Source organism: Desulfosporosinus sp., from assembly GCF_014237355.1.
Taxonomy (GTDB): Bacteria; Bacillota; Desulfitobacteriia; order Desulfitobacteriales; family Desulfitobacteriaceae; genus Desulfosporosinus.
On sequence record NZ_JABZFS010000050.1, the window covers coordinates 166,997 to 174,675 of the forward strand.

Annotated in this window: 4 protein-coding genes; 3 read left to right on the top strand and 1 reads right to left on the bottom strand. The window is 40.8% G+C overall.

Annotation, left to right across the window (positions count from 1 at the left end; all coding sequences use genetic code 11):
• Positions 1-131: 131 nt before the first annotated feature.
• Together HGJ98_RS11315 and HGJ98_RS11320 are read left to right on the top strand one after the other, a co-directional pair.
• Positions 132-3,014: a CheR family methyltransferase gene (locus HGJ98_RS11315; RefSeq protein ID WP_291351431.1), complete on the top strand. Its 2,883-nt coding sequence runs from the start codon at positions 132-134 to the stop codon at positions 3,012-3,014.
• A gap of 34 nt (positions 3,015-3,048) precedes the next feature.
• On the top strand, positions 3,049-4,737 hold the full coding sequence (locus HGJ98_RS11320) for a PAS domain-containing hybrid sensor histidine kinase/response regulator (protein WP_291351433.1): 1,689 nt from the start codon (positions 3,049-3,051) through the stop codon (positions 4,735-4,737).
• Positions 4,738-5,150: 413 nt separating this feature from the next.
• Here HGJ98_RS11320 and HGJ98_RS11325 read toward each other — a convergent pair whose 3' ends face one another.
• Positions 5,151-6,293, bottom strand: a complete 1,143-nt coding sequence (locus HGJ98_RS11325; protein ID WP_291351435.1) for a DNRLRE domain-containing protein — start codon at positions 6,291-6,293, stop codon at positions 5,151-5,153.
• A gap of 666 nt (positions 6,294-6,959) precedes the next feature.
• Here HGJ98_RS11325 and HGJ98_RS11330 point away from each other — a divergent pair.
• Positions 6,960-7,427 (top strand): HAMP domain-containing sensor histidine kinase, encoded by a 468-nt coding sequence (locus HGJ98_RS11330; RefSeq protein ID WP_291351438.1) that lies wholly within the window; start codon positions 6,960-6,962, stop codon positions 7,425-7,427.
• Positions 7,428-7,679: the final 252 nt, after the last annotated feature.

Here is a 7,679-nt window from a genome sequence, read left to right on the forward strand (position 1 = left end):
GGAGCGACAACTAATTTGGCATTTGAGTGTTTAATATAATTAAAGAAAAATAGAGGTAAAATACAAATAATGTCTAATATATATAGATATTAAAATACGGAACGAACAGAGGTTAATTTGTGCAAAATCACATGAGCTTGAACGATAGTTTTCCAGTTGTGGGCATCGGAGTCTCGGATGTTGGGGGAAAGGGTTTTAAAGCTTTTTTCAAAAATATCCCTGACGACTGTGGGATGGCCTTTGTTATTGTCGGCAGTCACGAAATGACGGTTCAGATCCTGCAGGAATACATATCTATGCCTGTTTTAGTTGTGAAAGACGATATAAAGATGATGCCCAACCATGTGTTCATATGCCCGAAAGATAAAGATACTGGAGTTGTACGGGGTGATTTTTATTTACGGGAACCCCTTTCTAATCCTCGAAAACCTTTAGATTATTTTTTCAGCACCCTGGCCTATGACCAGGGTGAAAATGCCATATGTATTATTCTCTCGGGCATAAGTCATGATGGAGCGCTGGGCTTAAAAGAAATTAAAGCACAGTTTGGTATGGTCATGGTTCAGGACGAGGGCTTAGCGGGTTGTGCTGATTCCGCTGATTCCGCTGGCAAGGCCTCCGTCTTGGAATTGGCAGATTATATTCTTCCTATTGAGAAAATGTGTGATCAGCTCCTTGTGCATAGCAAGTGGTTGCAACGAAGAGCTTCCCGGAGTATGAACGAAAAATTGAGTAAGAACTCAGAAATACTAAAGAGAGTGCTTTTCATTATCCAAATGCACAACAGCCACGATTTTTCCCTTTACAAAAAAGGAACTATTTACCGGCGTATAGAAAGCAGAATGCGCGTCTGCCATATTCAAGATATTGAGGAGTATGTTCGCTATTTGCAGCGAAACGCGGCAGAAGTGGAAACTCTTTTTAAAGCGATACTTATTAACGTAACCCGTTTTTTCCGTGACTCTGAAGCCTTTCAGGTACTGGAGAATCAAGTGATTCCTGAGTTACTGGCGGATAAACCGGAGGGATATAACTTGCGAATATGGATCCCCGGGTGTTCTAGCGGGGAAGAAGTTTACTCCCTGGCAATCATAATTCAGGAATGCATGAACAAAGCCCGGAAGAATATGACTCTACAGTTATTTGCTACAGATATTGACGAAGACGCCGTTTTAACGGCAAGAACTGGCTTATATCCCTTAAGTATCGCGGAGGATATACACCCTGAGCGCTTAAAACGCTTTTTTAAGCAGGAAGAAAATCGATACCGGATTTCGAAGGAAATCCGGGAAACCATAATTTTTGCTTCTCATGATCTTATTAAAGACCCGCCTTTTATTAAGGTGGATATGATCAGCTGCCGAAACCTTTTAATATACTTTGAAAATTCCTTGCAAAAAAAGATTTCCAATCTTTTTCATTTCAGCTTACTACCCAATGGAATACTCTTTTTAGGCCCTTCCGAATCCTTTGGAAGCAACACGAACCTTTATACTGTGTTAAATAGCAAATGGAAGTTATATAAACGCCGGGATGTCATTTCCAAAGTCTGGGCAAATTTTCTTCCCAATTCATCAATAATCACAGCAGCCAAAGCAAGGGCGGATTTAACAAGCATCGTTGGATCAGACAAATCAGTTATGATTAATTCCATAGAGAAAATGTTGTTGGAAAACTATACCCCACCCTGTTTTATAGTTAATGAAAAGGGAGATATCATTTATATCAATGGACGTAGTAGAAAATATTTTGAACTAGCTACAGGAGAAGTTAGCTTAAACATCGCAACCATGGTTAAGGAGGAAATGCGGTATAGTTTAAGGGCAGTACTTCGTCAAGCAGCTAAAACAAAAGAAGAAATTACGATTGAAGGCGTGAGGGTGATCATCAATGATGAACAAGTCACGCTTAATTTTGGTGTTAGGCCGATTGAGGAACCCGGAGCATTACAGGGTTTGATCCTGGTGATCTTTGAGGAAGTTAATGTAATACCCGTTGATACTCCGCTAAGTAACATCGGTGACAGCTCGTCCAACGCTGTAACGCGGATCGACGAACTGGAGAATGAGCTGAAGAGTACAAAAGTTCAACTATTCAGAACCATCGAAGAGATTGAATTATCCTACATGGAGACAGCCGCGGCCAACGAAGAACTACACTCCGCTAATGAGGAATTACAGAGTTCAAATGAAGAGATGGAGACTTCCCGAGAAGAAATGCAGTCCCTCTACGAGGAAGTCGTAACCGTTAACAATGAACTGCAAACTAAACTGAATGAACTGGCCCACTCCAATGACGATATGACGAATCTTTTAAACAGCACAGAAATTGCCTTTATATTTCTGGATAGCAATTTGAATATTATGCGGTATACTCCTTTAGTCCCTAGGCTTATTAACATCATTCCCTCAGATGTTGGTCGTCCTCTGGCTCACCTTGTAACAAAGCTCCGAAAGACGGATATTGTCCGCGAAGCCCAGAGGATTCTGGAGACATATGGACATATTGAGAAAGAGGTAGAAACCATAGAGGGGGTATGGTACCTGATGCGGTTAACACCCTATCGAACTTCCGAAAACATGGTGGCCGGTGTCGTAGTTTCTTTTGTTAATATCAGTAAACTTAAAGCACTAAATTTATTAAACACTGAGCTTAGGGACAGACGTGATTATGCCTTTAGTATCATTGAGGCCATTGGCTTTCCCCTTCTGGTGCTGGACGGTGATTTTAAGGTTATAACAGCAAACTTTGATTTTTACCGCGTTTTCCAGGTAACGCCTTTAGAGACTGAAGGCACGTTGCTTTCACAACTTAGCAAAGGCCGATGGAATACTCGCGAGTTAGAGGAAAAAATCACCACTATTATTACCGAAGGGATATCTTCTCAAAGCTTCCTTTTGGATTATGAATTCCCAGGCGATGGCAATAAAAAGATTTACCTCGATGCCTACCGAATCAACAGCAAAAAGCCATCCGCAGATTTAATCCTAGTCATCTTTAAGACGGAGAATTAATTTAGTTATGTTTGATAAGGGGGTTGGTGATTGCATGGATGGTGTAAAATTACGCCAAGAAGCAGAAGCTGAAGCACTGAGAAACCAAAAGAACAGAGCTATAGGGAATATTTCTGCAGATGGTCTAACAGGGAATATGGAACTGGAGGTTCATCAAATCGAATTATCAATGCAAAATGATGAATTGCAGCGTGTTGGTCTGGAGAACGAATTATCCAGGGACAAATATAGAAGATTATATGATTTTGCCCCAGTAGGTTTTTTTACCTGTGGGATCAATGGCCTGATCCTGGAAGTAAACCGGACTGGGGCTGCTTTATTCGAAGTGGAGAAGGATCAGTTATTGGGTAAGGCGTTTACTAGCTTTGTGGTAGCTGAACACCAGCACATTTTTTCTCTTTACTGCAAGTCACTGTGGCAAATGCAAATTAAGACAAAGCAGGAATGCGAGCTGAACCTCCGGAAGAATGACGGGACAGTTTTTTGTGCTTTAGTTGAAGGTATAGCAGAAAAGGAGCAAGAAAACGATGAAAAAAACACTCTCTGCTTTCTTGCGGTCAAAGATATTACCGAACGGAAGAAGAATGAGGAAGATAAATTAAATTATCAACGGATAGAATCTTTGGGAATTTTGGCTGGGGGGATAGCCCACGACTTTAACAATCTACTGACGGTAATATTAGGTAACATCTCATTATATAAAATGAAGAATTTGAAGCAGGAAAAAAACCTGGAACTATTGGAAGAAGCAGAAAAAGCCTGCCAGCAGTCCACGGATTTAACCTTGCAGTTATTGACCTTTGCCAAGGGGGGGAAGCCCTTTAAAGAGGTGATGTCCATCGTGCCATTACTTAATGATACCGTCATTTTTGCTATGAGGGGTTCCAATGTGCGTTATGAACTTGAATTGTCCGATGATTTATGGATGGTTGAGGTGGATGGCGGACATATCAGACAGGTGGTGAATAATCTGGTCATCAATGCCCAGCAGGCTATGCCCAATGGCGGGACGGTGTCTTTGAGGTGTGAGAACAAATACTTGACAGAGGAAGAGGGACTGCCTTTAAACATAGGCCCCTATCTGAAGATAACCGTGGAAGATCAAGGCGTTGGGATCCATAAAGATCAGTTGAACAGGATTTTTGATCCTTACTTTACGACAAAGGCTCAAGGTAACGGGTTAGGATTAGCTACTTCTTACTCCATAGTAAAGCGGCACAATGGTCACATTAGGGTTGAGTCCGAACCTGGTCAAGGGACAGCTGTATCTGTCTACCTTCCAGCTAGACTGGGAATGGCTCTGACAGTGAAGAAGGCTATAGAACCGTTTCTTTCCGGGCATGGCAAAATTTTGGTTATGGATGATCAAGCTTCCATACGAGAAGTTATCGGAGGAATGCTGTCCCAGTTGGGTTGTGAACCTGCCTTTGCCGTAGATGGAGAGGAAGCCATCCTTCTTTACAGGGAAGCCAGTGAGAGGGGCGAGCCCTATGATGCTGTTATTTTCGATCTAACGGTCCCCGGTGGAGCAGGTGGCAGACAGGCCCTAGAGGAGATTATTAAAATCGATCCCCATGTCAAGGCCATAACCTCCAGCGGCTACTGTAACGACGCCATTATGACTGATTTTAAAAAATATGGATTTAGAGCGGCTTTACCTAAGCCTTTTTGCCTGGAGGAACTAAGCAGAGTCCTTAGGAATGCTGTTATGGACTCCAGGTAATCTTTATCTGTCAGATCGGCATTTCTCGATATTCCAAAGGATCATTATATGAATTCCTCAAAAGAACTGTGAAATTTGCATTATAAAACGATAGAAGCGATAGAACAACATTTCATGTAGATTGTTATTGGGCAATTTTTATGTGATTCGCTTTTGAAGAAGGATAACGCATTGTCCTTTGCTTTGGAAGCAATGAGCAGAATGTTCATTGTAATTGCTTAAATTTCAAAATAACTATTTTTATGGGTAAAAAGAATCAATATTTGATTACACTAGGGATTGTATACAAAATATCGGAGCCCTCAAGTTCGAGGACTCCTTCTAAATATACTGGACTAGTTTTAGCTATCGTTAAGACGTTGGTATAAAGACTGACTACAGTTTGCGCCAAAGTAACAAAGACCGTCAGAAAACTAACTTATTTTTTGGATCAAGATTGAGGCATCTGCGTTACTTACAGTTCCACCTGCTAAAGTCTGTAGGGTAGCCGCTGCAGCACTAGTATGGTTTCTCAAGGTTAACACATCACCAGCATCAGCAGTAATGATTACCATACCTGGATTCGGTTGAGTGCCTGCACCTGAACCGTAGGTGGAACCAGCAACGGGAACGCCATTTTGGAAGAGAGTGAACTGGTTTGGTTCAACACCTGCCACGTTAAACCAGATAGAATAGGTGCCCGCAGTACCAAGTATAATTGGAGCTGTTCCCGGTGCATGGGCAATGCTACCTACAATTACTCCGTTATCACTAAATAATACATCCGCTTCTAGAGGTACAACTTGAAGACCTAAATTGTAAATATAGGCGAATTCAGCTAATCCCGCGCCGGTAGCGCCAGTATCGCCGGTAGCGCCGGTAGCACCAGCGGCTCCAGTAGCACCGGTAGCACCGGTAGCACCGGTAGCGCCGGTAGCTCCATTAGAGCCAGTAGCTCCAACAGCACCGGTAGCCCCAGAAGCCCCAGCAGTCCCAGTTGCTCCGGTTGCACCTGTTGCCCCGGTGACTCCCGCACATGAGCTATAGTTCACGAGCAAATATGGCGGATTGACATTATTTGTACTTTCGTACCCAATGATTGTGTTTGCCTTACCTTCCTTACCTATAAGTGTAATGCCAAAATTTTCATGACACATATTACTCCAGCCCTGAACTAAACTTGTTATATCAACAGATATATAAGTTCCTACATTGCTATCAGTTATATTAAAGGAATAGGGGGTAATGACAGTATTCGGTGCCGTGTCCCATGTTACAATCGCTTGGCTAAAATCATTTTCATTTCCGTAAATTGTTACTGTTTGAGGTGAAAGCTCATTATTAGATTTATCTTTTCTATTAACAAAAAGGTAAAGAATAGCACTACATATTATACTTGAACAAGGCAAATCAATGGGAAATTTCAGTAATGTTCTATAAGAATCAGGCTTGCAACGGTTCGTAGTAGTTCTAAGATATTCTCCCGTAAATAATTGATTGATAGCCCCAAAGTTTGTATTATGATAAAATTGTGAAATATATACACTATCTATGGGAGATATATTAATTAACGGCATAGGATTCTGTCTTCCTTTCTCTAAGTTTTTATTATTGGTTATGATGTTACAGATGCTAAAGAAAAAGAGAACAAGGATATTCCACTATTGCCAATCGCACAAAGAGAAAATTTATAAGAAAATTGTTTAATACCAATATATTCCATGTGAATTAATTTGTTACGTTTTTAACTATAGGTTATATCTAAATGTACCGCTCTTACAGATTATGTTCTAACGGTTTGTTGTGTAAGGCTTTTGACATGGGATGCCGAAAAATGCTATCTATCAAGGCAACAGGTTTTTGAGAATGAATCGCAAACTTGAAAATATATATACAATAACGGCACCAACAGGATATACGTCAGTAATGTAAATACCACAGGCAACATAAATTCTGGAGGCTATATAGGAAGTTATTTCCCTGCTCTTTTTTGTCTCCGCTCCTCACACTGACGGACTACTCTTACCATTGTCTCTGCTTTTGCTTCCTAAAGAACCCAAAATCACTCAGACTATGCTCAGGCTCTCCACCCGAATAGTAAAAACACTCTCAAGCAAATGCCTCGAGCCAAGGTTCGAGGCATTTGCTTTAATATTGAGTGAAAATATCCGAAATCTTACTCCATATATTTTCAAAGAGGTTCGTAACAGTCAGATGTACTATAGCTTTTTCATTTTGAGTTTTTGTCGCTGGCTAAAACTAAAAAACTTACAAAAAAGGAAATCAATTTTAATGAGATTATAAATAAAATCATTCCGTTGATTGAAGTTGATGCACTCCGACAAGGACTTGAGATCAGATTGAAATTGCAAGATGTACCCGATGTTTTAGGGGATGAAAAAGAGATTAGGCAATGCATATTAAATCTGGTTAAAAATGGGTTGGAGGCAATGTCCAAGGGTGGAGCAGTCACGGTTAAAACGTATTTGATTAATAATCAGGTAGTTTTAGAAGTTCAGGACCAGGGTTGTGGTATACCGGTGAAAGTGCAAAAATCAATGGGTACACCATTTCTGACGACTAAGGAACAGGGAACGGGACTTGGCTTGTCAGTATGCTTTAGTATCGCGAAGAGGCATGGAGCTGTTCTAGACTATAAGACTGATCAGGGTGGGACTTCTTTTTATTTAAAATGTCCTGTCATTCCATAATTCCGTTTAGGATAAACTATCCTGACAAACCCCTGCTCCTTTTTGAAGCAGGGGTTTGTTAGCGCCCAGTAGAACTATCTATGGGAGTTATAAATTCCAGTAAATTAATCCTTTCCTAAAGCATACTGCTGTAATTGTAAGCGGTCAAGTAAAATGATCGTTTTTTGGCCACAAATTGATCGGTTTTTTGACCGCCTCCATCTCTTAGATCTATAGGGGTATTACAAAATAGATTTTCTGTATTTAAGTCGG

What these genes read in the sequence shown, in the direction of transcription:
- HGJ98_RS11315 (WP_291351431.1), top strand. Translation starts at nt 132, where the DNA reads ATGAGCTTGAACGATAGTTTTCCAGTTGTGGGCATCGGAGTCTCGGAT.
- HGJ98_RS11325 (WP_291351435.1), bottom strand. Translation starts at nt 6,293, where the DNA reads ATGCCGTTAATTAATATATCTCCCATAGATAGTGTATATATTTCACAA.
- HGJ98_RS11320 (WP_291351433.1), top strand. Translation starts at nt 3,049, where the DNA reads ATGGATGGTGTAAAATTACGCCAAGAAGCAGAAGCTGAAGCACTGAGA.